The sequence below is a fragment of the Kitasatospora sp. DSM 101779 genome (assembly GCF_025655475.1).
GTDB lineage: Bacteria > Actinomycetota > Actinomycetes > Streptomycetales > Streptomycetaceae > Kitasatospora.
In genome coordinates this window covers 1050957-1073547 of record NZ_JAHTIK010000001.1, presented here as the reverse complement: position 1 = coordinate 1073547, position 22591 = coordinate 1050957, and the positions used below count along the sequence as shown (strand labels likewise).

Genomic DNA, 22591 nt, shown 5'->3' with positions numbered 1-22591 from the left:
GCAGGTGAGGGGCCGCAGGACGCCCGTGCCGCGCCCCGCGAGGTCGGCACCGGCCCGGAAACGGAGTACCCGTGGCTGACAACCGGCACTACGACGTGATCATCATCGGCACCGGAGCCGGCGGCGGCACGCTGGCGCACAGGCTCGCCCCGACCGGCAAGCGGATCCTGGTCCTCGAACGCGGTGGATACCTGCCCCGCGAACGGGACAACTGGGACTCGACCGCCGTCTTCGTCAAGGGCAAGTACCGGGCGCCGGAGTACTGGTACGACAAGGACGGCAACGCCTTCCCGCCGGAGGTCAACTACTACGTCGGCGGGAACACCAAGTTCTACGGCGCCGCGCTGTTCCGCCTGCGCCCCGAGGACTTCGGCGAACTGCGCCACCACGACGGCGTCTCACCGGCCTGGCCCATCCGCTACGAGGACCTCGAGCCCTACTACACCCAGGCGGAGCACCTCTACCTCGTCCACGGCCGGCACGGCGAAGACCCCACCGAGGGCCCGGCGAGCGCGCAGTACGCCCACCCCCCGGTCGAGCACGAGCCGCGGATCCAGCAGCTCAGCGACGACCTCGAGAAGCAGGGCCTGCACCCGTTCCACCTGCCGATCGGCGTGAACCTCACCCAGGACGCCACCGGGAGGGCCACGCACGACAGCGCCTGCATCCGCTGCGACCGGGTGGATGGCTTCCCCTGCCTTCTCGGCGCGAAGTCGGACGCCCAGGTCATCTGCGTGGACCCGGCGCTGCAGCACGACAACGTGCAGATGGTCACCCATGCCGACGTGCGACGGCTGGAGACCGACGCCACCGGCCGGACCGTCACCGGTGTGGTCGCCGAGCTCGCCGACGGCAGCACCGAGACCTTCGCCGGCGACATCGTCGTGGTGGCCTGCGGCGCGGTGAACTCGGCCCTGCTGCTGCTGCGCTCGGCCGGCGACAAGCACCCGCGGGGGCTGGCCAACAGCTCCGACGTGGTCGGACGCCACTACATGCGCCACAACAACCTCGCCCTGATGGCCGTCTCGAAGGAGCCCAACCCCACGGCGTTCCAGAAGACGCTGGCGCTCCACGACTGGTACCTGGCCGGGGACGACTGGGAGTTCCCGATGGGCGGCATCCAGATGCTGGGCAAGTCGGACGCCGCGCAGATCCACGGCGAGGCGCCGCGCTGGGCCGGCGCGGTCACCCCCGACATGCCGTTCGAGGTCCTCGCGCACCACGCCGTCGACTTCTGGCTCTGCGGCGAGGACCTCCCCGCACCCGACAACCGGGTCACCCTGGACGCGGAGGGCAACGTGCACCTCGCCCTCGACGAGAAGAACAACACCGCCGGACTGAAGCGGCTCCGCCACAAGCTCCAGAGCATGCTCGGCAGGCTGGGGATGCACGAGCACCACCTGCTCTCCCACAGCATCTACCTGCACAAGGGCATGCCCATCGGCGCGACCGCCCACCAGGCGGGCACCGTGCGGTTCGGCACCGACCCCGCGTCCTCCGCCCTGGACGTCAACTGCAAGGCGCACGACCTGGACAACCTCTACGTCGTGGACACGAGTTTCTTCCCCAGCATCGGCGCGGTGAACCCGTCCCTGACGGCCATCGCCAACGCGCTGCGGGTCGGCGACCACCTCGCCGACCGCATGCGATGAGCAGGAGAGTTACAGAGATGGCAGCACAGCAGATGGACGCCCTGGTCATCTTCGGCGCGACCGGCGACCTGGCCAAACTGGAGACCTTCCCCGCCCTGGTCGGCCTGGTGGACCGCGGGGTGCTCGACGTCCCCGTCGTCGGCGTGGCCAAGAGCGGCTGGGGCCTGGAACAGTTCCGGGACTACGCCGAGGCATCGCTGAGACTCAACGGGATGGACCCGACCACGCCCGCGGCCCGGAAGATGCTGGGGCTGCTCCGCTACGTCGACGGCGACCTCGACGACGACGCCACCTACCAGGCCATGGCGCGCGAGATGGGAAGCGGCGAGCGGGCCCTGTTCTACCTGGAGGTCCCGCCGCCCCTGTTCGGCCGGATCGCCAAGGGGATCGCCGATGCCGGCCGGGCGAAGGGCGCCCGGGTCATGGTCGAGAAGCCCTTCGGCACCGACCTGCGCAGCGCCCGCGAGCTCAACGCGACTATGCACGAGTACTTCGCCGAGGACGCGATCTACCGGGTGGACCACTGGCTCGGCCTCGATCCCGTGGAGAACGTGCTCTTCGCCCGGTTCGCCAACTCCGTCATCGAGCCGCTGCTGAACCGGACGCACGTCAGAAGCATCCAGATCACCATGGCCGAGGCCTTCGACGTCGCCGACCGCGGCCGCTTCTACGATCGCACCGGCGCGGTGCGGGACGTCGTCCAGAACCACATGCTGCAGGTCCTCGCGACGGTACTGGCCGAGCCGCCGTCGGGGGAGGGGCTCGAGTCGTGGCGCGACGCCAAGGCCAACGTGGTGTCCGCGCTGCGCCCGCTCACCCCCGATCACATCGTGCGCGGCCAGTACGACGGGTACCTCGACGTCGACGGCGTCGCCGAGGGATCGACCACCGAGACCTTCGCGGCCGTCCGGCTCGCCGCCGACTCCTGGCGCTGGGCGGACGTACCGATCCTCATCCGCGCCGGCAAGTGCATGCCGGTGACCGCGACCGAGGTGAGCATCCACTTCCGCAGCGCGCCCCACGACGTGTTCGGACTGCGGCCCAGCCCGGCGGCGAACAGCCTGCGGTTCCGGGTCTGGCCGGAGACGCAGGTCGCGTTCACCCTGGCGGGGAAGGCGCCCGGCGGGGGCTGGCAGGCCAAGCACGAGGAGCTGTCCTTCAGCGAGGTCCCCGGATCCGACATGCGGCCGTACGACCGCCTCATCGGGGCGGCCCTGGACGGCGACCGCTGGCTGTTCGCCAGGCAGGACACCGTCGAGGCCGCCTGGCGGGTCGTCGACCCGATCCTGGGCGGTGTGGTGCCCGTCCACCCGTACGCCAGGGGCAGCTGGGGTCCCAAGGAGGCCGACTCCCTGCTGCCGGAGGGCGACAACTGGCACGACCCCAGCTGACCGGCCGACCCCCGGTTACGCCGATCGGCCGACGGCCGACGGGACGACACCGTCTGTGCCGTCCCGGCGGGGCCGCCCGGGGCGTGCTTGACTGAGGCCGATCCACCTCGTGATGGGGACGACATGAGCCAAATCGACCTCGCCAGGCTGCAGTTCGCCATGACGTCGATCTACCACTTCCTGTTCGTGCCGGTCACCATCGGGCTGGGCTTCCTGACCGCCCTGCTGCAGACCGGCTGGCACCGCAGCGGCCGTGCCGACCTGCTGCAGCTCACCAGGTTCTTCGGCACCCTGCTGGTGATCAACATCGCCGTCGGTGTGGTGACCGGGCTGGTCCAGGAGTTCCAGTTCGGCATGGACTGGTCCGCGTACTCCCGTACGGTCGGCGACGTGTTCGGCGCGCCGCTCGCCATGGAGGGGCTCGCCGCGTTCTTCCTGGAGTCGACCTTCCTCGGGCTCTGGCTGTTCGGATGGGACCGGCTGCCCCCTCGCGTGCACCTGGCGACCATCTGGCTGGTGGCCGTGGGCGGCGCCCTGTCCGCGGCCTTCATCATGGCCGCCAACTCCTGGATGCAGCACCCGGTCGGATACACCGTCGACCAGGCCACCGGCCGACCCCAGCTCGACGACGTCTGGAAACTGTTCACCAATCCGGTGTTCCTGCGCGGGTACCTGCACGTGATCCTCGCCTCGCTGGTCACCGGATCCGTCGTGATGCTCGCGGTCTCGGCCTGGCAGCTGCGCAAGGGATCGTCCCCGCTCGCCTTCCACGCCGCCGCCCGGCTGGCACTGGTCGTGCTGGTGCCGGTGATCCTCGCGGCGATGCTGGTCGGCAGCGAACTCGGCGTCACCGAGGGCAAGTACCAGCCGATGAAGATCGCCGGCGCCGAGGCCCAGTGGGACACCTGCCAACCGTGCTCGTTCTCGCTGTTCCAGATCAGCGGCGGCAAGAACGACATGACTCCGACCCAGATCATCGCCATCCCGCACCTGCTCTCCCTGCTGGCCACCAACCACTGGAACGGCAAGGTGCTGGGACTCAACGCCGTCCAGGCCCAGTACGAGCAGCAGTACGGGCCCGGCAGCTACATCCCGAACATCTTCATCCAGTACTGGTCGATGCGGGTGATGGCCTACCTGGCGGTGGTCGTCCTGCTGGTCGGGCTGTGGGGCCTGTGGCTGCTGTGGCGCAAACGGCTGAGCGCCGCACACCGGTTCCACCGGGTCGCGGTCTGGACCGCCGTGCTGCCCTTCCTGATGAACACCGCCGGCTGGCTGCTCACCGAGAACGGCCGTCAGCCGTGGATCGTCCAGGGCATCCAGCTCACCCGCAACGGTGTCTCCCCGTCGGTGAGCACCGCGACCGTCGCCACCAGCCTGGTGGTCTTCTTCCTGCTCTACGCGGCGCTCGCGGTGGTGGCACTGGTGCTGATCACGAGGTACGCCCGCAAACAGCTCGCCCCGCCCCCCGCCGAGGACACCCCGGTCCCGGCCCTGACCTACTGAGGCCGCCCGATGGCGCTCGCCACGTTCTGGTTCATCGTCACCGCCACCCTGTGGACCGGCTTCTTCGTACTGGAGGGCTTCGACCTCGGGGTGGGGATGCTGCACACCTTCGTCGCCCGCGACGAGGCGGGCCGCCGGGCGGCGATCAACACGATCGGGCCGCTCTGGGACGGCAACGAGGTCTGGCTGATCGTCGCCGCGGCCGCGATGTTCGCGGCCTTCCCGTCCTGGTACGCGACGATGTTCTCCGGCTTCTACCCCGTGCTGATCCTGCTGCTGGTCGGGCTGATCGTGCGCGGCGTGTCGTTCGAGTTCCGCGGCAAGGTCGACAGCACGCGCTGGGTCCGGACCTGGGACGTCCTGCTGACCGTGGGCAGCCTGCTGGTACCGCTGCTCATCGGCATCGCTCTGGGCGGCCTGCTGCACGGGGTGCCGATCGATCAGAGCCAGGAGTTCACCGGCGACATCGCCGACCTGTTCTCCGGGTACGCGGTGTTCACCGGAATCACCCTGGTGCTGCTCTGCCTGCTGCACGGCGCCACCTTCATCACGCTCAGGACCACCGGCGCGGTGCAGGACCGCGCCCTGGCGCTGGCCCGCCGGATCGCACCGCCCACCATCCTCGCCGTGCTGGCCTTCCAGCCCTGGACGCACTCCGTGGCGGGCGGGGGCGTGCTGCCGGACGTCCTCGAACTCGTGGCCGTGCTCGCCGTGCTGGCCGCCGGCTGGCTGCTCGCCGGACGGCACGAGGGCTGGGCGTTCGTGGCCACCACGGTCGTCATCGCGACGACCGTCCTGTCGTTCTTCGCCGACCTCTACCCCCGGCTGATGGTGTCGAGCACCGACTCCGCCTTCGACCTGACCGTGCACAACAGCGCCTCCGGCGGATACGCGCTGAAGGTGATGAGCGTCGTCGCGATCGTCTTCTTCCCCCTGGTGCTGGCCTACCAGGGCTGGACCTACCACGTCTTCAGGCTCCGCGTCTCCGCCGAGCAGTTCGACGTGCCCGACCGCGGGAGCGGCTGACGACTCCTCGGCCGTGTCGGCGACGGCGGGTTGAGCTCGGCCATCGGCGTAAATGATGAGTCCATGTCATTTCTGTCGATTCTGGAGCGGTTCGACGCGTGGACGCACCTGGTGTGCGGGGCCGCGAGTTGCGGTGGCGGGGTGGCGCTGTCGGCCGGCCGCTGCGAGATCGTCCACGTGCACGAGGGTGCAGGGGTGGACGTGCACCTGACCCGGTGGGCGATCGACAGGTTCGCGCAGGAGCTGCGGCAGGTGGGGGCGGTCAGCGTGGGTGCCGCCTGCGCGTGGGTCACGGTGGAGGTCGAGCGTCCGGCGGACGCGGACGTGCTGATGACCCTGGTGAGTCTGGCACTTCATGCGCACACCGGGGGCGGTTCAGCCAGGCCGTCGGCGCCGTGCACGCTGAGGCGGGGGTGGCGTACGGCGGCCCGCGGCGCGGTGAGCGCCCGCCCGCACCCGGTGCATGAGTGTCGGGCCGCCGGGAAGTGAGTGCGCGTACTCATGGGCACGGAGATCGCCGACCTCCGGGATGGCGGCCACGCGGAAGATCCCCCTCCCCACCCCCCGCCCGGCACCCGAACGCCGACGGGGACATACCGGTCCCGCTGCCTTCGGAAGCCGCCCGGCTGCCGGAACCGTCCGCCGCCGCCACCGGTCCCGCGCCGCTGGAGGAGGTGCCGCTGACGGACGTCGACGAGTGTGCCGGCGACGAGCACGCCGAGCGCATCCGCGCGGCGTTCGCCCCCACCCGCACGAGCAGCTCCGAGTCGATGCGCGACCGGCTGGCCGGCCTCGACCACCCGGTCTCGCGGATCCACCGGACGGCCGACCTCGCGGGTGCGCCACGGGTGCGGATCGACCTGCGCTTCATGGGCGACAACCTGGTCCTGGAGGTCACCGGCACGGCCGACGGCGTGACCGTCGAGCCGTTCGCTGTCCCGGAACGAGAGGACGTGCGGGTGGCCGCGGTGCGGCGCGCACCGCGGCCTGGCACGCCCACGCCCTGACCGGATCCCGCTGGCCGCGCCTCGCCGCCGAAGGGACCGGCCCACCCGGGGCGGGCCGGTCGTCGTCGCGTCGGCCGCGGCCCCGGAAGGCGGCCGGCCCGGGGTCAGGCGCCGAAGGCCGCCAGGATGCCGTCCCAGAGCGCTACGCGGGCGCCGAGCGCCCGGCGCACCGTCGTGGCGCACTCGTCCCAGCGCTCCGCGTCGTCGCCGCACAGGTCGATCAGCATCTGCATCGCCATCGGCGTGTGCTGCTCGCCGTCCACCTCGATGTGGCGGGCCAGGTAGTCCTTGAAGACCGTCAACCGGCCGTCCGCGTCCTCGATCCGGATCACCTGCTCGAACATCTCCGGGATCAGGTCCTCGCGCCCGAAGGCGAAAGCGGCGGCCTGGCAGTGCACCGGCGCGTTCTCGATGATGTCCCAGGTCACCGCGACGAAGTCGGCCGCCGCGGCCGGCACATCGGCGTCCTTGGCCGCCTCGGCCACGCCGGTGCCGCGGCGGAGACGGCCGAGGAAGGCGTCCACGGAGGTGGTGTCGGCGCCGGCCCGGGCCATCCCGTCCACGTAGAGCTCGAAGTGGCTGGTGTAGCCCTCGCCGAGTTCGTCGCTCTCCTCGACCAGGACGATCTCGTTGATCAGTCTGCGGCTCGCGGTCGGGCCGGCCGGCACCCACGGCAGCTCCACGCAGGTCAGCTGCCGCTGCAGGCACTTGAGCAGCGACATGAAGTCCCAGACCGCGAAGACGTGGTGCTCCTGGAAGGCCCGGACCCGCTCGACGGAGTCGATCCGCCGGTAGATCGGGTGACCGACGACCTCCTGGCGCACCGGCTCGATGGCCTCGCGCAGGGCGGTGAGCCCGGGGTGCGAGCGGTCCCAGTGGTAACGGTCAGAACTCATGGGGTCTCCATGGCGTCGATTCACGCAGATTGCGTGATGAAGGTGCGGTGACTATGTGTGCGCCACTGCGCGCATCAGGCTACGCGCGCCGCGGCACGGATCCGATACCCCTGCCGCCACTTCTTTGTGCAACTATCCAGTGACGTATCGTCACATCCCGTGCTCCGCAACCGTGCGCGCACCTCGACGACCTCGCCCGGCGGGCGGGGGATTTCCCGGACGAGCCCCGCGGGCACTGCTGTTCGATCACCTGAGGATCGTTCGCCCGAGTGGTGTCCCACTCCGGTGGTGCGCCCGGTGGCGCTCCGGTCGGATCGTCGTCGGACGCCGAGCACGCCCGTCCGGGGCCACCGGCGGCACCCGGCAGGCCCGACCTCCTCAAGCGGGACCCGCCAGGTGCCACCCGGCCCCCGGGCGTGCACCGTCGGTGTGCACGGCACCGTCCGCGTCCCGTGGCGCCGCGGGCCGCTGAGAGCGCTGCGGACCGTCGAGCCCGACGCAGCGCCTCAGCGTCGGGCCGGGGTGAGGATCCGTTCGACGGCGGCCCGCAGCACCTGGGCCTCCGTGACGATGCCGGCGCGGAACGCCTCGAGGTGGGCGAGCACGTCCGCGTCCCCCCGGTCCGCCTTCCGCGACCAGGCTTCACGCCCTCCGTGCCGGCGGTCCAGCGTCGCACGGTGCTGCCGTCGGTGGTCCTGGAGGTGCCAGTGGCAGGCCCGCGTCAGCCGCTGTGCGAGATCACCGGGCAGCTCGACAGGCGCCGGGACGGTCGGATCGGCCGTCCCGGCTCCGTCGCCGGGCCGGCCGGGGGCGACCCGGCGCCAGCGGGCCTCGCCAGGGTCCGGCCAGTCCCTGTCCCAGCCGCGCTCGCGCAACTCGGTGTGCAGGCCGTGCGCGACCAGCAGGCTGCGGGTGCCGAGCAGACGCCCGGCCGCGCGTTCTGCCGCCACCTCCACCCGCAGGCGGCGGTGGGCGGAGGCCAGCTCCCCTGCCGGCAGGTGCCGGTGCCGCGCGCGCCACTGGTGCATCAGCTCGCGTTCGTCCGCAGCGTGCCGCTCGACCAGCGCGTCGAGGAGCGCCAGATCCGGGCGCGGGACCCGCACCGTGAACCGACCGTCCGTCATGAGGCCATCCTGCCGGAGCGGTCGGACGGTCGTTCGGGGCGGTGGTCTTTCCGTGCCGGGGGTGCTGCGCCGCGCCGTGAGCAGATCGGTGTGCAGGGGAATGCGGTCGCGGACGTGTTCGGCGCGGTCGGGCCTGCGGGCGCGGCCGTCCGCCGACAGCGCCGACAGCGCCGGCAGGGGTCGGTCAGGCCGGCTCGCCCGGGGCCAGGGGCTTCCCGGCCCTCGCCGACCCGCTCCGGCGGCGCAGTTCCGGGGTCGACGTGCCGACCGCGGCCACCGCCGCCAGACACAGCACCCCACCCGTGACCAGGGCGGTCGCGCCCGACGACCATCCGGCGACCGCGCCGGCCCGCAGGTTCCCCACCTGGGGTCCCGCCTGGCCGACGATCGTCTCCGCGGCCGTCACCCGGCCGAGCAGCGCATCGGGAGTACAGGTCTGCACGATCGTGGCGCGGGAGAGGACGGCCAGCGCGTCCGCCGCCCCGGCCACCACCAGGAGCCCCAGGCCCGCCCACGCACTGGTCGTCAGGCCGAACCCGGCGAGCGCCGCGCCCCACGTACCGGCCGCGCAGAGCATCACCGGACCGGGCCTCGCCAGCCGGGTGACGGGCCCGGAGAACGCGGTCGCGGCGACGCCACCCACGGCGAGAGCGGAGAGGAACAGCCCGAGCGTGCGCGGGTTGCCGCCGAAACGCTCGCTGTTGACCAGCGGGAAGAGGCTGGCCGGCATGGCCAGTACGGTGGCGGCCAGGTCCGTCAGCAGCGCGCCGCGCACCACGCGGTGGCCGGTCAGGAAGCGCAGCCCGTCCGCAACGCCGCCCAGGCCCGGACGGGACCCCTCGCCCACGGGCGGCATCGCGGGCAGACCGAAGGCCGAAGCGAAGGAGACCCCGAAGCTGACGGCGTCCAGCAGGTAGCAGGCGCCGATGCCCCACCCGCCGAGCACGACACCGGCGACGGCCGGACCGAGCAGCATCATCGCCTGCCCGGTGACCTGGTTCAGCGCCAAGCCCGCGGCGACCTGGTCCTTCGGCAGCAGCCGCGGTACGAACACCCCCGCCGCGGGCGCACCGACCGCCCCGAACGACGCCTGTACCGCCACCAGTGCCAGCACGACGGCCACCGGAACGTGCCCGACGAACCCCTGAACCGCCAGCAGCAGTGAACAGGCCGCCTGGCCGGCATTGCCGAGAAGGTAGACGCGGCGCCGGTCGGCCCGGTCGACCCAGGATCCCGCGAACAGACCGATGCCGATCGTCGGCAGGGCCTGCGCCAGCCCCACCGCCCCGCTCCACACCGCACTGCGGGTCGTGTCCCACACCTGGAACATGACGGTGACCATGGTCATGAAGCTGCCGAGCGTGGACACCGTGCGCCCGATCAGCAACCGCCGGAACAGCAGGGACGTCCGCAAGGGCCGGACATCGACCAATGCGCGGGCGAGGCTCATTCGGGGAGGGCCGGGTTCGGCGCGGGCCGATGCACGCCGAGACCCTAGCCCATCGCGTCGTGGGTGGTGGTGAGCGGGCTGCCGACGAAGGCGGACCCGACGACCCGGCGCACGTCGGTGGGCTCGCTGAGGGGGTCTCAGTTGTCCTGCTGCTCGGCGTCGATCTCGGCGATCAGGCCCTCGACGAGGCGCTCGATCGCGTCACGGATGGGTCGGACCGCCTCGACGCCCTGACCCGCCGGGTCGTCGAGCTTCCAGTCCAGGTACTTCTTGCCGGGGAAGTACGGGCAGGCGTCGCCGCAGCCCATGGTGATCACGTAGTCCGACGCCTGGACGGCGTCGGCGGTCAGGACCTTCGGCTGCTGGTCGGAGATGTCGATGCCGAGCTCGGCCATCGCGGCGACCGCCGACGGGTTGATCCTGTCCCCGGGCATGGAGCCGGCCGAGCGGACCTCGACGCGGTCGCCCGCGAGGTGGCGCAGGAAGCCGGCGGCCATCTGGGAGCGGCCCGCATTGTGGATGCAGACGAACAGCACGGACGCGGAAGCGGTGGTGGGCATGGCTCTTCCTCCATCGAGACCCGCGGCGGGGCACGGCGCATCTCAGGCCCGGCAGGGCCGTGTGCTTGGGATTTCCCCCGACCACCGCTAACGTATCAGCCCATGGTGATGTCAGTCGACAGTGATGTGTTGAGGGCCCTGGCCGACCCGCTGAGGATCCAGATCCTCGCGCTGCTCGCCCAGGAGGCCCTGTGCACGACCCACCTCGTCGAGGAGACCGGCGCCCGGCAGACCAACCTGTCGAACCACCTCAGGATCCTCCGGGACGCGGGGCTGGTCGACACCGAGCCGTGCGGCCGCTTCACCTACTACTCGCTGCGCCCCGACGCCCTCGAGGCCGTCGCGGCGGAGTTCGCCGGGCTGGCCGCCACCGCCCGCGAGGCAGCGGGCCGCAAACGCGCCTGCTGAAACCCCCACAGCCCCCACCGGCGGCCTGTCCCGCCCTGTACGAGGAGTGTCCTTGAGTGTCATGGACGAGACGAGATCCGGGACGGACCCTGTGAGCCGTGCGAACGCGGAGGGCGCCGAGGAGCCGCTGGCGGTCGAGCCGCCCGCGGTACCGCTGCTCAACCGGGTGGCGGCAGAGCTGGTCGGCACCGCCGCCCTGGTCGCGGTCGTGGTCGGCTCCGGCATCCAGGCCAGCGCACTCACCCAGGATGTCGGCCTGCGGCTGCTCGCCAACTCGCTGGCCACCGTGTTCGGCCTCGGCGTCCTGATCCTGCTGCTCGGCCCCGTCTCCGGCGCGCACTTCAACCCCGTCGTCACCCTCGCCGAGTGGTGGACCGGCCGCGAGGACCGGAAGGGCCTCGGAGCGCGCGAGGTCGCCGCCTACGTTCCCGCCCAGATCGCCGGTGCGATCGGCGGAGCGGTCCTCGCCGACGCCATGTTCGGCCGGGCCCTGGTGACGTGGTCCACCCACGACCGCTCCGCCGGGCACCTGCTGCTCGGCGAGGTCGTCGCCACCGCCGGCCTGATCCTGCTGATCTTCGGTCTGGCCAAGAGCGACCTGCTGCGGTTCGCCCCCGTCGCGGTCGCCTCCTACATCGGCGCCGCGTACTGGTTCACCTCCTCCACCTCGTTCGCCAACCCGGCCGTCACCATCGGCCGGGCGTTCACGGACACCTTCGCCGGCATCGCGCCGTCCTCGGTGCCCGGGTTCATCGGCATGCAGCTCATCGGCGGCGTCGTGGGGCTCGTCCTGGTGGCGCTGATCTTCACCCACCGCGCGGGCCGCAAGGCCGACGCCTCGTGAGCGCCGTCCGGCGCGTCCAGGTCCTGGTCGTCGGAGCGGCCCAGGCCGGCCTCGCCGCCGGGTACCACCTGCGGCGCGCCGGACTGGACTTCGCGATCCTCGCGCCGCCCCGTCGCCCGGCGGCGCATGGCAGCACTCCTGGGACAGCCTCCGCCCGTTCTCCCCGGCCGCCCAATCTCCGCCCGTCCTGGGCCGGGAGGTGCCCCCACTCTGCCCGACCGAGTACGAGGAGCGGTACGAGCTGCCCGTCCACCGCCTTGTCCACTGCCCCGTGCACGTCCGCGCCGTGGAGAACGCCGAGGACGGCGGTCTGATCCCCCCGCCACCCTCGTCGACGTCGGCCGCACCGCGCACGCTCGTGCGCGAGATCGAGGACCTGCCGGCCTGAGCGGCAAAAGCGGGCTGTCCGCAGGGCCGTCGCTCCCGCGCCGGGCTCGTGGACGCGTGGAGGCGGAGCGGGGAGGGCATCATGCCAACCCGGGTGTCCGGGACGGGTGCGGAGAAGGCTGGTGGACCATGATCGGCAGCGCGCCGATGGACCGGCAGGAAGTCCATGGCGAAATGGAGCGTGCGCGCTCGGAGTTCCACCGGCTGCTGGAGACGGCGAGTGCCGACGACCTCGCCCGCCCCACCCGCGGCACGCGGTGGACGAACGAACAGCTGCTGTGGCACATGCTGTTCGGCTTCATCGTGGTGCGGGCCCTGCTGGTGCTCGTCCGCCTCTTCGGTCGCCTGCCGCGCGGCGCCGGCCGGGCGTTCGCCCGCGTACTGGATGCGGCGACCGTTCCGTTCGACCTCGTCAACCGTCTGGGGCCGTGCGGGGCGGTGAAGGTCATCGGTCCACGGCGGACGGGAGCACAGTTCGACCGTGCCGTCGCCGCCCTGCACCGCGGGCTGGACCGCGCGTCGGACGCCGACCTTGCGCGCGGCATGCACTACCCCGTGCGCTGGGACCCGTTCTTCAAGGACTACATGACCCTCGCGGACGTCTACCGCTACCCCACCCTGCACTTCGACTTCCACCGCCGCCAGCTCACCCTGGACGGTGAGGAACGGATCTGAGGCCGCGCACCGAGGCCGTCCTCCGTCAGCGGCGTGCCGAGGAGAGCAGGCCGGCCAGAGCGATCACCATCCACGCGGCGAGGTAGCCGAAGGCGGCGGTGGGCGACACCGCCGTCCAGAGCACTCCGGCGACGGCGGACGCGGCCAGGTTGCCCAGGGACTGCACAGTCGCGAGCAGGCCGAACGTGGAGCCGCGCAACTCCTTCGGGGCGAGGGCTGCAACAGCGGCGTGCTCTGCGGTCTCGACCGCGCCGATCCCGATCCCGGCCAGGAGGAACGGCACCGCCAGTACGGCGACACCTGTACCGGCGCCGGCGAACAGGCCGTAGGAGAGCGCGAACGCGGCCACGCCGCCGGCCAGCACCAGCACCGGTCCGCGGGTGCCGAGTCGGTCCGACAGGCGCCCGGCGGGCACCGAGGTGGCGGCCGCGGCCACGTTGTACGCGGTGTAGAGGGCCAGCGCGATCGTGGTGGCGCCGGTGTCGCCGTGAGCGGGTGTCAGCAGTTCGGTGGCGCGCAGGATCAGCAGCGTGGCGGCGACGTTGCCGGCCTCGAACGCGCTGACCGAGGCCAGCAGCCGGCCGAGACTGCCGCTGAGCAGCGGCCTGATGCGGATCTTCAGCGGCACCTTGTCGCGAGCGGTGGGGCGGGGAGTGCGGCGGATCGCGTAGAGGATCGCGGCGGCGGCCAGCAGACCGGGGATGACGGACAGCCCGATCGCCCACTGCACCCCGAGCCAGGCAACCAGACCGAGCGCGAGGAGCGGGCCGAAGATCGCGCCGAGGTTGTCCATCATCCGCTCGAACCCGTACGCCCGGCCGTACGCACTCGCGGGGACGAGGTCGGCCAGCAGCGCGTTGCGGGCCGGGACGCGCAGGCCGCGCGCCGTCCAGGAGGCGGCTCGCAGGAAAGCGACCTGCCACACGGTGGTGGCACCGGCCACGGCCGCTCCGAGGACGGCGGTGGTGGTGTAGCCGCCGACCGCGACCTTGCGCCGTCGGGCCGGGTCGTCCGCGAGCACACCGCCGCCGAAGCGGGCGGCGCCCGCGAGCGCGTCCGAGACGCCCTCGATCACGCCCAGCGCGGCCGCCGGGGCGCCGAGCGTCGTCGTCAGCAGGGACGGCAGCAGGGCACTGGGGATCTCGTGCCCGACGTCGGCGAGGAAGCTGGCCGCCCCGATGCCGCGGACACCCGGTGCCAGCCATCGACGGCCGCCGGTGTCGGGAGGGAGGGCCACCGCGGGGTTGGTCATGCCGGGCAGTTTCCCGCAGGTTGCGCTCGTGGCCGTACTGGCGGAAACCACAAACCGATCACACGGGCCCTCGCGGACGAGCTGGCCGCGGGCGGAACGCGCTGCGCATGTCGGCCCGCTGACGGCGCGGCCCGGGCACATGCCGGGTCGATGTCAGTCGACGACCGGGCTGCGACGCTCGATCAGCAGGACGTCCCGCCAGACTCCGTGGTGACGGCCGATGCGTTCGCGGGTGCCGATGGCTCGGAAGCCGGCCTTGGCGTGGACGGCCAGACTGGCGGTGTTCTCCGGGAAGACGCCGGACTGGATCGTCCAGATGCCGGCGGCTTCGGTGGAGGCGATCAGTTCTTCGAGCAGGCGGAGGGCCACACCACGGCCGCGGGCGTCGGGGTGGACGTACACCGAGTGCTCCACCACGCCCGCGTAGGCGCAGCGGTCGGAGACCCGGCTCGCGGCGATCCAGCCCAGGACGCGGTCGGTGAGGTCGACGGCCACGAAGCGGTGTTCGGGCAGCTTGGCCGCGTCGAACGCCTGCCAGGTGGGCGCAGCGGTCTCGAAGGTGGCGTTGCCCTCGTCGATACCGGCCCGGTAGACCGCCAGGACCTGGTCGGCATGCTCGTCGGTCATCGGCACGATCCGGATGTCAGCGGCCACGATCGTCCTCTCGGGGCAGCTCGGTACGGGCCTCGGCGAGGATGGCCGCGACGGCGGCCGGAAAGACCGTCAGGCAGGTGCGGTTCACCTGGTAGCGGGTCGAGGTGCCCTGCTTCTCCTGGAGTACGAAGCGGACCTCTGTGAGGACCTTCAGGTGATGGGAGACCGTCGACTGGCCGACCGGCGATCGCTCCACGATCTCGCCGACGCTCATCGGCCGGCCCTCGGCCGCGAGCAGGTGCAGCAGCCGGATGCGGGTCGGGTCGGCGAGCGCCTTGAACCACGCCGCGTACGACCCGGCGGCCTCGGCGTCGACGACGGTACTGGTGCGGTTCGACCGGTTCATCGACAATCGACGATAGTCGATCGAGTGCTCCGGGGGAATGTCCGGCGGCTCAGCCCGTGGCGGCGGTGAGCATGCCGGCCATGGCGGCGAGCACGTTCGGGGCGACGCGGTAGTACACCCAGGTGCCGCGCCGCTCCGAGGTGAGCAGGCCGGCCTCGCGGAGTTTCTTGAGGTGGTGGGAGACGGTGGGCTGGGAGACGCCGACGTCCTGGATGTCGCAGACGCACGCCTCGCCGCCCTCGTGCGAGGCGACGCGGGAGAACAGCCGCAGCCGCACCGGGTCGGACAGGGCCTTGAACATGGCCGCCATCCGCACCGAGTCCTCCTCCGACAGCGGTGCGGAGGTCAGCGGCGGGCAGCAGGGTGCAGCGGCCTCCGGCTCGAGCAGCGGAAGGCTGGCCACCTGAAGATTCGACATGTGTCTATGTTGACACCTGCCGAATCGCATCGGAAGGGCGGCCCGTTCGGCCCGCAAATAATTCGACGACTGTCTATGTTGACGGACGTCGAATCAGGTGCCATGCTGGCCGCACAGCAGGACATCGACAAGTGTCGAAACAGTAAACCGGGAGATGCCATGACCGAGCACGCCACCCCCGAGACCTCCGCACCCGGCGCCGGAGGCTGTTGCGCCCCGGCCACCAGCCCGGCGCCGCCGAGCGCGACGGGGTCCGCGCAGTCCGCCCCCTGCTGCGGCACCGCGAAGGACGCCGCCGGCGCCGGCGCCTGCTGCGCCCCGGCCGCCAAGCAGGAGGCCGCCGCCTCCGGCGCCGGCTGCTGCTGACCCCGCCCGCGAACCTGCCACCTGCCGCACCCCAGCGATCCGGAGACCCGAGATGAGCGAGAACACCCCCGCCGCCGAGCTGCCCGTCGTCGTCATCGGCGCCGGCCCGATCGGCCTGGCCGCCGCGGCCCACCTGATCGAGCGCGGCCTCGAACCCCTCGTGCTGGAGGCCGGGCCGGCAGCCGGCACGGCGGTCCGCGAGTGGAGCCACGTCAGGCTGTTCTCCCCATGGGCGGAGGTCGTCGACCCGGTCGCGGAGAAGCTCCTCGCCCCGACCGGGTGGACCCGGCCCGACGGCAAGGCCTACCCCTCCGGCGGCGACTGGGCCGAGAAGTACCTCCGGCCCCTCGCCGACGTGCTCGGCGACCGCGTCCGCTACCGCACCCGCGTGACCGGTGTGGCCCGCGCCGGACGCGACCGCATCGTCGACTCGGGCCGCACCGAGCAGCCCTTCACCGTCCACGTCGAGCACACCGACGGCCGTGAGGAGCAGATCCGGGCCCGCGCAGTCGTGGACGCCTCCGGCACCTGGTCCACCCCCAACCCGCTCGGCGCGAACGGCCTTCCCGCGCTCGGCGAGCGCGCCGCGAACGGCCGGATCTCCTACCGTATCCCCGACCTCACGGACCCCACCGTGAGGGAGCGGTTCGTCGGCAAGCGCACCGCCGTGGTCGGCACCGGCGCCTCCGCCTTCACCGCGCTGGCCCACCTCGCCGACCTGGCCGAGGACGAGTCCGGCACCCACGCGGTCTGGGTGCTGCGGCGGGGCATCAACGGCTCGACCTACGGCGGAGGCGAGGCCGACCAGCTGCCCGCCCGCGGCGCCCTCGGCCTGCGCGCCAAGAAGGCCGTCGACGACGGCCACGCCGCCGCGCTCACCGGCTTTCGCACCGCCGTCGTCGAGCCGGTGGGCGACCGCCTGGTGCTCGTCGCCGAGGACGGCCGCCGCAGCGAGCCGGTGGACCAGGTCGTGGTCCTCACCGGCCTGCGCCCGGACCTGTCCTTCCTCTCCGAGGTGCGGCTCGGCCTCGACGAGCGCCTCCAGGCCCCGACCGCGCTCGCGCCGCTCATCGACCCCAACCAGCACTCCTGCGGCACCGTCTACCCACACGGCGCCGGCGAGCTCACCCACCCCGAGGGCGACGTCTACCTGGTCGGCATGAAGTCCTACGGCCGCGCGCCGACGTTCCTCGCCATGACCGGCTACGAGCAGGTCCGCTCCGTCGCCGCTGCCCTCGCCGGCGACCACGAGGCGGCCGCACGGGTCGAGCTGACCCTTCCCGAAACCGGGGTCTGCGGGGGCGCCGGCCTCTTCGACGAGCCGAACGCCGCCCAGAACAGCGGCGGAGGCTGCTGCGCGGCCCCGGACGCGCCGCAGCTCATCACCCCCGGCACCGCTCCCGGGCCGGGCGGTACCGCCGAGACCGGCGGCTGCCGCTGAGCGGTACGTGACCACGACTCGGCCCCGTGGGGTCGCGACCGGACCGCGGGCCCGGCCGCGGGTTGCCCCGCCGCCCTGGGCATCACCGCATCACTCGGATCACCCGGATCACTCGGATCACCGGTTGGGGCATCCTCCACCAGGCCTTCGCCGTGCGCCGTATCGCGCTCGCGTCCGGTACGGATCCGCGCGTGGTCAGTGCCGGTGGTGGTTGTCGGGCTGCGACGGGTCGCCGGGATGTTCGAGACCGGGGACGAGGGTGAGGCGGTGGGCGCGCGCGTGGTCGAGCCAGCGGACGAAGGCGAGGCGGCGGGCCGGGGCGAGCGGGTCGACAGCCGCGCCCGGGCCGGGGACGGCACGGGTGCGGGTCGACACGAGCGCCGCCGTCCAGCCGGCGGCGGTCACCCGGCGGCCGGGCGGGGCTGCGCGCAGTGCGGCGGCGAGCGCGACGGGAAGGGTCTTCGGGTCGGCCTCGAAGTCGCCGTCGGGGGTGGTGAGTTCCCAGACGGTGGCGGGCGGGGACGCGGGCTCGGGCGCCGGCCGGTGCGGACCGTCCGGCGGTACGGCGAGGTCGGCGGTCACGGCGGCGAAGACCGCGCGGACGGCCGCGCAGCCCTCGAACGCCGCGGCGGTGATCGAGCCCAACTCCACCGCGGCCCGCTGGTCGAGGCGGACCGGCGGGGCCGCCGCGCAGTCGAGGCCGCGGGTGCGGGCCTCGGCGGTGCAGAGCGCCTCGGTGAGCAGGACCTGGGCGACCCAGCGGGTGAGCTGGCGGTCCTCCGCGCTGCCGGGGGCGGGCAGCGCGGAGGACCGCGGGCCGGTGCGGAGAGCGGCCAGCCGGCGGTCCAGCTCGGTGCGGGGGAGCGGGCGGCCGTCGAGCAGGCCGAGCAGGGCAGGTCCGGCGGTCACGGTTCGATCACCAGCTCCACCGTCGGCGCGTACTGGCAGCGGCCGAACCACATCACCTTCGCCAGCGCCCAGTACACGCCGGGCTCGGCGTCGGCCGGGACGGCGATGTCGAAGCTGACGGTCTGCCCGGTGCCCGCCGCCACGGTGAAGCCGCGGACGGGGTCGGGAAGCGCGTCCCAGCAGCCGAAGGGGGCGACCAGTTGCAGCTCGCCGCGGATCTCGCCCCGGGTGCGGTTGTCGAGGACGACACCGAGCGTGTCGCGCCGGCCCGGCGACAGGCGGACCGAGGGGGTGGTGACGGAGACGGAGAGACCGGTGTCGCGTCCGTCGGTGGCCCGGGTGCCCTGGGCGGCCGTCCAGTCCTCGGGTACCTCGCCGACGGCAGGCAGCGGGGCGGGCGGATCGCCGACGGTGACGGTGGCGACGTCCTCGACGAGCTGGCCGCCGTACCCGGTGCGGACGGCGACGAAGTACAGGCCGGGCTCGGTGCCGGCCGGCGGGTCGAGCGTCAGCGGGAAGCGCACGTGCCCGGAGGGGCCGAGCCGGTAGGGGCGGCGGCGGACGGAGACGTGCCAGCCCTCGGGGGCGAGGACCTCGGCGGTGCCCTCCACCTCGGCGTCCACCAGGTGCGAGGCGAGGACGGCGGACAGCTCGACGGGACCCCCGGCCGTGCGGACCAGGCCGGGGGAGAGACCGACCGACACCGGCAGGTACCCCATCGGCGCGGGGCCCCGGTTGTGCAGCCAGTACCGCGCGTGGACGGGCTGCGCAGCCTCGGCCGCCGGCCCCAGCGTGGCGGTCACCGGCCCGAGCGCGGCGGCCTCCGGTACGGCCGTCACGGTGACCACCTCCGAGCCGGCCAGCACCAGATCGGCCGGTCCTGGTTCGGCCGGTCCTGGTTCGGCCGGTGTCCCGTCCGGCTGTTCCAGCAGGTCGGAGGTGCGCAGCGCGGAGAGCCGCAGTGAGCCGTCCAGTCGGGCCGTCCGCCCGAGACCGGTGGACTCGACCAGCCGCAGGGTCACCGAAGACCCGGGAGAGGTGGCCGCTGCGGAGCCGTGCGCGATCGGGTTGCCGGTCGGCTTCAGGGCCGACAGCAGTACCTCCCGCTCCGGTTCGACCCGCAGCCAGGAGCAGGTCCGGGGCAGTGCGCCGGCCCGGCCGGGCGGGAGCAGCCGGGCATGCAGCGGGTGGTTGAACTCCTGGCCCTGCGCGGGTAGGTGCCGAGCCCGCCAGTCGCCGTCGCCGCCGGTCAGGGCGTACCGGAACTCGTGGGTCCAGTGCTGGAGTTGGAAGGACGCGCCGTCCGGCAGCGTGCGCTTCGGCGGGTCGATCCAGACGCCGGACGGCCAGCCGGTGCAGGAGCGCATCAGCGACAGGTGCAGGGCGCCGGACGGGTCGACGGCGAACCCGGGCAGTCCGCGGGTGAGCAGGGCCACGGTGCGGTCGGCGAGCCGTTCTCCGTCGGGGAGGCGGCCCGGGCAGACGGCGCGGATCACGGCGTCGGCGAGGTCGGCGGCGAGTGCGGCCGGGTCGGTGGCGATCAGTGCGGGCAGTGCCCGCAGGTCGCGCAGATCGGCGTTGGGCTGCCAGACCTCGTGCAGCGGCTTGTCGGCGGGCACCCAGACCGCGCCGTGCTCGGCCAGGACGGCGGCGTGCTCGGCGCCGGCCCGTTCCAGCAGCGCGGCTGCGGCCGGATTGGTGTCGGGGCCGCCGAGGACGATCCGGACATCGGGCAGGTTGGAGTCCACGTCGAGCCAGCCGTACCGGGCCCGGTCGGCACCGGTGGTGGTCGCGGTCACCCCGACCCGGGCCAGGGCGACCACCAACTCCCGTGCGCCGTAGGCATCGTCGACCTCGGGAACGATCACTTCGGCCACCCCGACGGCCCGTTCGCCGAGCGGGGCGCCGTCCGGGTCGGTGAGCGAGACGCGGGCGGTCGATCCCAGGCCGAACCACGTGTTGGCCGGATTGTCGAGCGTCCAGGGAGCCTCGGCGGCGTCCACGTCCGGCAGGGCGAAGCCGCGTCCGACCACCGCTCCCGCGACCTCGCTCACCGGCAGGCCGCCCGGCAGATCGACCGGGAAGCGCACCCGCAGCAGCCGGTCGGCGCCGGCGTAGTCGGCCAGTACCGTCCGGCAGTCGACGAGGTCCAGGCCGTCCCAGAGGGTCACCGTCTGCCGGTACGCGATGCCGTCGACGGTGCCGTCGATCACCAGACGTTCGCCCAGCGGTCCGGTCTCGCGCCGCACGGTCGCGTCCGCGGCGGACGAACCGACGACCGGGCCCCTCGGGACCAGGTGCCACGGCCCCTCGCCGAAGTCCGGGTGCTGCGGGTACTCCTCGTACACCCGCAACTCGTTGCCGACCTGGCCCTCGCGCAGCAACTCCCGCCCGTGCAGCAGGTCGTGGACGGAGCCGAGCGCGCCGCCGCGCGCCGGGTCCGCGGTCACCCGGTAGCGGGCGTTGGCGGCGGTGCGCCCCTCCGCGGCCCGCCACAGGGCGTCGGCCGGACCGTCCACCAGGGTGTAGGTGCGCCAGCCGAGTGCCGGAACCGCGTCGGCACGGAAGTGCAGCGTGCCCCGGTCCACGGCGCACGGCACCGGCAGGCCGTCCTCATCCAGCACCCGCACGCCGTCGAGGCCGTCCGGCAGCCGGAGCGACACCACACCGGAGCGACCGAAGGACAGGGAGTTGACGACCACCACCGAACGGTCGTCTCCGGTGCCGATCCGGCCGGTCAGCGCATCGAGCGAGGCGTCGCGGACGGCGGCGGCCAGGTCGTGGGCCTCGCGCCAGCCGCCCAGCAGGTCCAGGTAGACCTGGTCGGACTCGGAGCCGGTGATCGCGTCGTGGTGCGCGCCGTAGGCGAGGTGGCGCCAAGCCTTGTCGAGCGCCGCCTCCGGGTAGCGGCCGAGGCCCTGCACGGCGGCCAGGGTGGCGAACCGCTCAGCGTCCAACACCGCCGTCTCGGCCGCCCGCTGGGCCTGCTTGGTGTCGATGTAGGAGACGTCCTTGCCGGTGTAGACCGGGTTCATGTCCCGGGTCTGCGGGCTCAACTTCCGCCCCGAAGTCTCGAGTTCGGCTCGGACGGCGGTCAGGAAGTCCCGCGGGATGGCGCAGACGAACCGCGGCCAGAGGTACTTGGCCGCCCACGAGCGGTGGATCTCGGTGACCCACTTGTTCGGCGGGGTGTAGTCGGTGCCGACCGGCAGCAGCAGGTTCCTCGTCGCGCCGACCGGCTTGAGCTTGCAGTACAGCTCGTACACCGCCTGCTCGGCGGCGGCCAGGTCGGGGGAGGAGTCCATCCACCAGCCCGCCGAGTAGTGGTGCGGCATGTAGTGGGTCAGCACCCCGCGCCCGGACGGCGAGATCCATTCGAACTCGCTCGGGAACTGCATCACCGTCGCGTCGTCCTTGGCCTCGCGGAAGTTCCGCTGGATCGGCCCCCACTGGTGGAACGGACCGCGCGCCCAGGCACTGCCGGTCAGACCGGCGGCGGCCAGGTGGCCGGGGAACTGGGGATCGTGACCGAAGACGTCCAACTGCCAGGCGGTCCGCGGATCCCCGCCGAGGATGTCGCGCTGGTAGCCGATGCCGTACAGCAGGTTGCGGATGGTGGTCTCGGCACCGGTCAGGTTGGTGTTCGGCTCGTTGTAGGTGCCGCCCACCAGTTCGACCTGCCCGCTCGCCAGCAGTTCCCGCAGCTGCGCCCGGCGCTCGGGGTGCTGGTCGAAGTACGGCTTGAGGTAGTCGACCTCGGCGAGGACGAACCTGTACACCGGATCGCGCTGCGCCAGGTCCAGGTGCGCGTCGACCAGTGCGAAGCCGTTGCGCTCCCACAGCGGGCGGGTGGTGGCGTCGCCGGACAGCAGCTCCCAGGGAGAGGTGTACGCGGCCTGGGTGTTCCACCAGACCGGGTCGTAGTGGAAGTGCGAGACCATGAACACCGTCCAGCCCGGCTCGGCGACCTCCAGCAGGCCGGGGGCCTCGGCGTCCCCGGCGGTCACGGTGACCGGGCGGCGCTCGCCGGGCACCGGGGCGTCGACCTCCAGCGGGACCTCGACGGCGCCCGTGCCCGTCGCACCGCCGCGGACGCCCGGGCCGGTCACCTCGATGCGGGACGGCGGGCCGTCCACCGTCAGCCGCAGTACCTGGCGCGGCGCGGCCTCGGTGCCCGTGAACAGATCGGTGGAGGTGACGTTGGTGATACGGACGACCGACACGGGGTGTCCTTCCTCGGGGCGGGCCCTGGTACGAGGTTAGGCCCGAGCGGGCGGGC

22 protein-coding genes are annotated in these 22591 nt (G+C 72.9%); 12 read left to right on the top strand and 10 right to left on the bottom strand.

What is annotated here, in order from left to right:
• The first annotated feature begins 71 nt into the window (after nucleotides 1–71).
• The 6 genes from KSNIM_RS05045 to KSNIM_RS05020 all read left to right on the top strand — a co-directional run bounded on the left by KSNIM_RS05045 (nucleotide 72) and on the right by KSNIM_RS05020 (nucleotide 6582).
• Nucleotides 72–1652, top strand: a complete 1581-nt coding sequence (locus KSNIM_RS05045) for a GMC oxidoreductase (protein WP_263102012.1) — start codon at nucleotides 72–74, stop codon at nucleotides 1650–1652.
• 17 nt (nucleotides 1653–1669) lie between these two features.
• Entirely contained in the window at nucleotides 1670–3043 is a 1374-nt protein-coding gene (zwf, locus tag KSNIM_RS05040; protein ID WP_263102011.1) for a glucose-6-phosphate dehydrogenase, read from the top strand.
• A 123-nt stretch (nucleotides 3044–3166) separates the two neighbouring features.
• Nucleotides 3167–4549, top strand: coding sequence for a cytochrome ubiquinol oxidase subunit I (locus tag KSNIM_RS05035; RefSeq protein ID WP_263102010.1), 1383 nt, complete (start codon nucleotides 3167–3169; stop codon nucleotides 4547–4549).
• Between the two features lie 9 nt (nucleotides 4550–4558).
• On the top strand, nucleotides 4559–5575 hold the full coding sequence (gene cydB, locus KSNIM_RS05030) for a cytochrome d ubiquinol oxidase subunit II (protein WP_263102009.1): 1017 nt from the start codon (nucleotides 4559–4561) through the stop codon (nucleotides 5573–5575).
• A 63-nt stretch (nucleotides 5576–5638) separates the two neighbouring features.
• The gene (locus KSNIM_RS05025; RefSeq protein WP_263102008.1) at nucleotides 5639–6064 is read left to right on the top strand and encodes a luciferase family protein; all 426 of its coding nucleotides are present in this window, start codon (nucleotides 5639–5641) and stop codon (nucleotides 6062–6064) included.
• Nucleotides 6065–6249: 185 nt separating this feature from the next.
• The gene (locus KSNIM_RS05020) at nucleotides 6250–6582 is read left to right on the top strand and encodes a hypothetical protein (protein WP_263102007.1); all 333 of its coding nucleotides are present in this window, start codon (nucleotides 6250–6252) and stop codon (nucleotides 6580–6582) included.
• Between the two features lie 104 nt (nucleotides 6583–6686).
• Here the strand turns inward: KSNIM_RS05020 and KSNIM_RS05015 are convergent, their stop codons facing one another.
• The 4 genes from KSNIM_RS05015 to KSNIM_RS05000 form a co-directional block, all read right to left on the bottom strand.
• Nucleotides 6687–7478: a DUF3050 domain-containing protein gene (locus KSNIM_RS05015; RefSeq protein ID WP_263102006.1), complete on the bottom strand. Its 792-nt coding sequence runs from the start codon at nucleotides 7476–7478 to the stop codon at nucleotides 6687–6689.
• Between the two features lie 506 nt (nucleotides 7479–7984).
• Nucleotides 7985–8602, bottom strand: coding sequence for a hypothetical protein (locus KSNIM_RS05010; protein WP_263102005.1), 618 nt, complete (start codon nucleotides 8600–8602; stop codon nucleotides 7985–7987).
• A 184-nt stretch (nucleotides 8603–8786) separates the two neighbouring features.
• On the bottom strand, nucleotides 8787–10052 hold the full coding sequence (locus KSNIM_RS05005; protein ID WP_263102004.1) for an MFS transporter: 1266 nt from the start codon (nucleotides 10050–10052) through the stop codon (nucleotides 8787–8789).
• Between the two features lie 137 nt (nucleotides 10053–10189).
• A complete protein-coding gene (locus KSNIM_RS05000) occupies nucleotides 10190–10612 on the bottom strand; it encodes an arsenate reductase ArsC (RefSeq protein ID WP_263102003.1) in 423 nt (140 codons plus the stop codon).
• 102 nt (nucleotides 10613–10714) lie between these two features.
• Here KSNIM_RS05000 and KSNIM_RS04995 point away from each other — a divergent pair, with 102 nt between their 5' ends.
• The 4 genes from KSNIM_RS04995 to KSNIM_RS04975 all read left to right on the top strand — a co-directional run bounded on the left by KSNIM_RS04995 (nucleotide 10715) and on the right by KSNIM_RS04975 (nucleotide 12926).
• Entirely contained in the window at nucleotides 10715–11020 is a 306-nt protein-coding gene (locus tag KSNIM_RS04995) for an ArsR/SmtB family transcription factor (RefSeq protein ID WP_263102002.1), read from the top strand.
• A 61-nt stretch (nucleotides 11021–11081) separates the two neighbouring features.
• Nucleotides 11082–11864, top strand: coding sequence for an aquaporin (locus KSNIM_RS04990; protein WP_263102001.1), 783 nt, complete (start codon nucleotides 11082–11084; stop codon nucleotides 11862–11864).
• Between the two features lie 199 nt (nucleotides 11865–12063).
• Nucleotides 12064–12252, top strand: a complete 189-nt coding sequence (locus tag KSNIM_RS04980; protein ID WP_263108264.1) for a hypothetical protein — start codon at nucleotides 12064–12066, stop codon at nucleotides 12250–12252.
• Nucleotides 12253–12425: 173 nt separating this feature from the next.
• Entirely contained in the window at nucleotides 12426–12926 is a 501-nt protein-coding gene (locus KSNIM_RS04975; protein WP_263102000.1) for a DinB family protein, read from the top strand.
• 25 nt (nucleotides 12927–12951) lie between these two features.
• Here KSNIM_RS04975 and KSNIM_RS04970 read toward each other — a convergent pair whose 3' ends face one another.
• From KSNIM_RS04970 to KSNIM_RS04955, 4 genes are all read right to left on the bottom strand, one after another.
• Nucleotides 12952–14178 (bottom strand): MFS transporter, encoded by a 1227-nt coding sequence (locus tag KSNIM_RS04970; RefSeq protein WP_263101999.1) that lies wholly within the window; start codon nucleotides 14176–14178, stop codon nucleotides 12952–12954.
• Nucleotides 14179–14331: 153 nt separating this feature from the next.
• Nucleotides 14332–14805 carry an N-acetyltransferase family protein gene (locus tag KSNIM_RS04965; RefSeq protein WP_411543843.1) on the bottom strand — a complete coding sequence of 158 codons (474 nt, stop codon included), beginning with the start codon at nucleotides 14803–14805 and terminating at the stop codon, nucleotides 14332–14334.
• A 16-nt stretch (nucleotides 14806–14821) separates the two neighbouring features.
• Nucleotides 14822–15178: an ArsR/SmtB family transcription factor gene (locus tag KSNIM_RS04960; protein ID WP_263101998.1), complete on the bottom strand. Its 357-nt coding sequence runs from the start codon at nucleotides 15176–15178 to the stop codon at nucleotides 14822–14824.
• A 49-nt stretch (nucleotides 15179–15227) separates the two neighbouring features.
• On the bottom strand, nucleotides 15228–15596 hold the full coding sequence (locus KSNIM_RS04955) for an ArsR/SmtB family transcription factor (protein ID WP_263101997.1): 369 nt from the start codon (nucleotides 15594–15596) through the stop codon (nucleotides 15228–15230).
• A 159-nt stretch (nucleotides 15597–15755) separates the two neighbouring features.
• Between KSNIM_RS04955 and KSNIM_RS04950 the strand changes: the two genes are divergently transcribed.
• Both KSNIM_RS04950 and KSNIM_RS04945 read left to right on the top strand, forming a co-directional pair.
• Nucleotides 15756–15962 carry a hypothetical protein gene (locus tag KSNIM_RS04950; protein ID WP_263101996.1) on the top strand — a complete coding sequence of 69 codons (207 nt, stop codon included), beginning with the start codon at nucleotides 15756–15758 and terminating at the stop codon, nucleotides 15960–15962.
• A gap of 52 nt (nucleotides 15963–16014) precedes the next feature.
• Nucleotides 16015–17403: an FAD-dependent oxidoreductase gene (locus KSNIM_RS04945; protein WP_263101995.1), complete on the top strand. Its 1389-nt coding sequence runs from the start codon at nucleotides 16015–16017 to the stop codon at nucleotides 17401–17403.
• 195 nt (nucleotides 17404–17598) lie between these two features.
• Here the strand turns inward: KSNIM_RS04945 and KSNIM_RS04940 are convergent, their stop codons facing one another.
• Both KSNIM_RS04940 and KSNIM_RS04935 read right to left on the bottom strand, forming a co-directional pair.
• Nucleotides 17599–18312: a hypothetical protein gene (locus KSNIM_RS04940; protein WP_263101994.1), complete on the bottom strand. Its 714-nt coding sequence runs from the start codon at nucleotides 18310–18312 to the stop codon at nucleotides 17599–17601.
• Nucleotides 18309–22535, bottom strand: coding sequence for an NEW3 domain-containing protein (locus tag KSNIM_RS04935; protein ID WP_263101993.1), 4227 nt, complete (start codon nucleotides 22533–22535; stop codon nucleotides 18309–18311). Before KSNIM_RS04935 ends, KSNIM_RS04940 begins: the two co-directional genes overlap by 4 nt.
• Nucleotides 22536–22591: the final 56 nt, after the last annotated feature.

Coding starts and splice junctions, on each gene's coding strand:
- zwf (WP_263102011.1), top strand. CDS start 1,670: ATGGCAGCACAGCAGATGGACGCCCTGGTCATCTTCGGCGCGACCGGC.
- KSNIM_RS05035 (WP_263102010.1), top strand. CDS start 3,167: ATGAGCCAAATCGACCTCGCCAGGCTGCAGTTCGCCATGACGTCGATC.
- cydB (WP_263102009.1), top strand. CDS start 4,559: ATGGCGCTCGCCACGTTCTGGTTCATCGTCACCGCCACCCTGTGGACC.
- KSNIM_RS05025 (WP_263102008.1), top strand. CDS start 5,639: ATGTCATTTCTGTCGATTCTGGAGCGGTTCGACGCGTGGACGCACCTG.
- KSNIM_RS05015 (WP_263102006.1), bottom strand. CDS start 7,478: ATGAGTTCTGACCGTTACCACTGGGACCGCTCGCACCCCGGGCTCACC.
- KSNIM_RS05010 (WP_263102005.1), bottom strand. CDS start 8,602: ATGACGGACGGTCGGTTCACGGTGCGGGTCCCGCGCCCGGATCTGGCG.
- KSNIM_RS05005 (WP_263102004.1), bottom strand. CDS start 10,052: ATGAGCCTCGCCCGCGCATTGGTCGATGTCCGGCCCTTGCGGACGTCC.
- KSNIM_RS05000 (WP_263102003.1), bottom strand. CDS start 10,612: ATGCCCACCACCGCTTCCGCGTCCGTGCTGTTCGTCTGCATCCACAAT.
- KSNIM_RS04995 (WP_263102002.1), top strand. CDS start 10,715: ATGGTGATGTCAGTCGACAGTGATGTGTTGAGGGCCCTGGCCGACCCG.
- KSNIM_RS04990 (WP_263102001.1), top strand. CDS start 11,082: ATGGACGAGACGAGATCCGGGACGGACCCTGTGAGCCGTGCGAACGCG.
- KSNIM_RS04975 (WP_263102000.1), top strand. CDS start 12,426: ATGGAGCGTGCGCGCTCGGAGTTCCACCGGCTGCTGGAGACGGCGAGT.
- KSNIM_RS04970 (WP_263101999.1), bottom strand. CDS start 14,178: ATGACCAACCCCGCGGTGGCCCTCCCTCCCGACACCGGCGGCCGTCGA.
- KSNIM_RS04965 (WP_411543843.1), bottom strand. CDS start 14,805: ATGACCGACGAGCATGCCGACCAGGTCCTGGCGGTCTACCGGGCCGGT.
- KSNIM_RS04960 (WP_263101998.1), bottom strand. CDS start 15,178: ATGAACCGGTCGAACCGCACCAGTACCGTCGTCGACGCCGAGGCCGCC.
- KSNIM_RS04955 (WP_263101997.1), bottom strand. CDS start 15,596: ATGTCGAATCTTCAGGTGGCCAGCCTTCCGCTGCTCGAGCCGGAGGCC.
- KSNIM_RS04950 (WP_263101996.1), top strand. CDS start 15,756: ATGACCGAGCACGCCACCCCCGAGACCTCCGCACCCGGCGCCGGAGGC.
- KSNIM_RS04945 (WP_263101995.1), top strand. CDS start 16,015: ATGAGCGAGAACACCCCCGCCGCCGAGCTGCCCGTCGTCGTCATCGGC.